The organism is Faecalibacterium sp. Marseille-P9312 (assembly GCF_902497445.1).
Classification (GTDB): Bacteria; Bacillota; Clostridia; order Oscillospirales; family Ruminococcaceae; genus Faecalibacterium; species Faecalibacterium longum.
This window is the reverse complement of the sequence record NZ_CABVEW010000030.1, coordinates 1-2,948: the sequence shown is the minus strand read 5'-3', so window position 1 is coordinate 2,948 and position 2,948 is coordinate 1. Positions and strand designations below refer to the sequence as shown.

1 protein-coding gene is annotated in these 2,948 nt (G+C 54.7%); it reads left to right on the top strand.

What is annotated here, in order from left to right; translation table 11 throughout:
• Positions 1 to 2,684, top strand: a 2,684-nt coding sequence (locus F3G95_RS13635) for a DEAD/DEAH box helicase family protein (protein ID WP_188117563.1), incomplete at its 5' end; no start/stop codon positions are given.
• Positions 2,685 to 2,948: the final 264 nt, after the last annotated feature.

Sequence of the window (2,948 nt, the reverse complement as noted above, 5' to 3'; positions counted from 1 at the left end):
AGTATGCTGCTGCCCGTTCCAGCACCCTGAACGCCCACTACACCAGCCCCACCGTTATCCGTGGCATCTACGATGCCGTGGAGCGCATGGGTTTCCGGTCTGGCAACATCTTGGAGCCGTCCATGGGCGTGGGCAACTTCTTTGGGTTGCTGCCGGACAGTATGGCAGACAGCCGGCTGTACGGTGTAGAATTGGACAGCATCACCGGGCGCATTGCGAAAAAGCTGTATCCGCAGGCAGACATTACGGTGGCTGGCTTTGAGACCACCGACCGCCGTGATTTCTACGATTTGGCGGTGGGAAACGTGCCTTTTGGTCAGTACAAGGTCAACGATAAGGCGTACAACAAACTTGGCTTTAGCATCCACAATTATTTCTTTGCGAAAGCCATCGACCAAATCAGATCGGGCGGCGTAATTGCCTTTGTGACCAGCCGCTACACCATGGACAGCAAGGACAGCACTGCTCGCAAGCATATTGCGGAACGTGCTGACCTGTTGGGGGCTATCCGTCTGCCGAATAATGCATTCCGTGCTAACGCTGGTACGGATGTTGTCAGCGACATTATCTTCCTGCAGAAGCGTGACCGCCCTGCGGACATTGAACCTGCATGGGTGCAGTTGGGCAAAACGGAAGATGGCTTTGCCATCAACCAGTATTTTGTAGACCACCCGGAGATGGTGCTTGGGCAGTTGACCACCGAAAGCACCCAGTACGGACGGGAGGAACTGACCGTTGCGCCCATCGAGGGCGCAAACCTTGCAGACCAGCTTGCCGAGGCGGTGCAGCACATCGAGGGGCAGTATACTGCCGCCGAGGTAGATGCTCCCGACATTGCCGAGGAAGAAGCCACCCGGCGCACCCTGCCTGCCGACCCGGAGGTGAAGAATTTCTCCTACACCGTGGTGGATGGAGAGGTGTTCTACCGGGAAAATTCCGTGATGACGCAGGTGGAGCTGTCCGACACCGCCAAGGGGCGTGTCACCGGCATGGTGGAACTGCGGCAGATCGTCAACGAGCTGATTCAGCAACAGTTGGAGGATTACCCCGATGCCGACATCAAGGCAACGCAGGAGCGTTTGAACACCGCCTATGATGCCTTTACCGCAAAGTACGGTCTGCTGAACGACCGCAAAAATGGGCGGTTGTTTGAGCAGGATTCCTCCTACTATCTGCTCTGTTCGCTGGAAAATCTGGACGAGCAGGGACAGCTCAAGAGCAAGGCTGCGATGTTCACCAAGCGCACCATTCGCCCGGAGCGTACCGTTACCAGTGTGGATACCCCCAGCGAAGCGTTGGCGGTATCTATTGGTGAGCATGGCAAAGTGGATTTGCCCTATATGGCAGAACTGCTGGGCACTCCCGGTGAGTACGGGCGCATTACCACCGAACTTTCCGGTGTGATCTTCAAAGACCCTGCCGCCGACCCCACCGACCCGGAAGCGGGCTGGCAGATGGCAGACGAGTACCTGTCTGGCGATGTCCGGGCAAAGCTGCGGATGGCGCAGTTTGCCGCCGAGACCAACCCGGAATTTGCCGTCAATGTGGAGGCACTGACCAAGGCGCAGCCCAGAGAGCTGGAAGCCTCCGAAATTGATGTGCGATTGGGTGCAACGTGGCTCGACCCCAGTATTATCCAAAAGTTTATGACCGAGACCTTCCAAATCCCCTACTATCTGCGCCATGCTGTCAAAGTGCGTTATTCTCCCTATACCGCAGAGTGGCGCGTGGAGGGCAAGACCGCTACGGGACGGGGCGATATTATCTCCTCCGAGACCTACGGCACATCCCGTGCCAATGCCTACAAGATTCTGGAGGAGACCCTGAACCTGAAAGATGTCCGCATCTATGACACGATCGAGGATGCCGAGGGCAAGCCCAAACGGGTGCTGAACAAGCGGGAAACCATGCTGGCACAGCAAAAACAACAGGTCATCAAGGATGCTTTCGCCAACTGGGTCTGGCAGGACCCCCAGCGGCGAATTGCGCTGGTGAAACAGTATAACGAACTGTTCAACTCTACCCGCCCTCGTGAATACGATGGCTCCCACATCCATTTTGTTGGCATGAACCCGGAAATCACCCTCCGGGAGCACCAGCGTAACGCCATCGCTCATGTGCTTTATGGCGGTAATACGCTGCTTGCACACGAAGTTGGTGCGGGCAAGACCTACGAAATGGCGGCATCCGCTATGGAAGCAAAACGGCTGGGACTGTGCCAGAAAAGCCTTTTTGTCGTGCCCAACCATTTGACGGAGCAGTGGGCAAGCGAGTTTCTGAACCTCTACCCTAACGCCAAACTTTTGGTGGCACGGCGCAAGGACTTTGAAACCGTCAACCGCAAAAAATTCTGCGCCCGCATCGCCACCGGCGATTATGATGCTGTCATCATTGGGCACAGTCAGTTTGAGCGCATTCCACTGTCCTTTGAGCGGCAGGAGCGCATTATTCAGGAGCAGATTTACGAGACCCTTGCCGCCATCAACGAACTGAAAGCCCATGCAGGCGAGAATTTCTCTATCAAGCAGATAGAAAAGACCCGGAAAACGCTGGAAACCAAGCTGGAAAAACTGCGCTCCGATGAGCGCAAGGACGATGTAATTACCTTTGAGCAACTGGGCGTTGACAGGCTCTTTGTGGACGAGAGCCAGAACTACAAGAACCGTGCGAAACGTTGTGCATAAGCCCTTGTTGACAGCAAGGACGAAAAGCACCATGTGATTGCACTTAGCAATAAGAAAATATCACAGAGAACTTTAATCTCAAAATCAGGGGTGAAATTCCTCTGCCGTACAGAACCAATGTCGAGGAACAAAGTTCCAGAGAATAGGTCAAAATTCAAGACAGTACGAGAGCTAATACTCCACTGTGCGTTGCCACCTGTAAGTGTGCATTGTACAGAGCGTGGTGAAGGCGTAACCTGAAAACCTAAACCTCTGCAAAGAGGC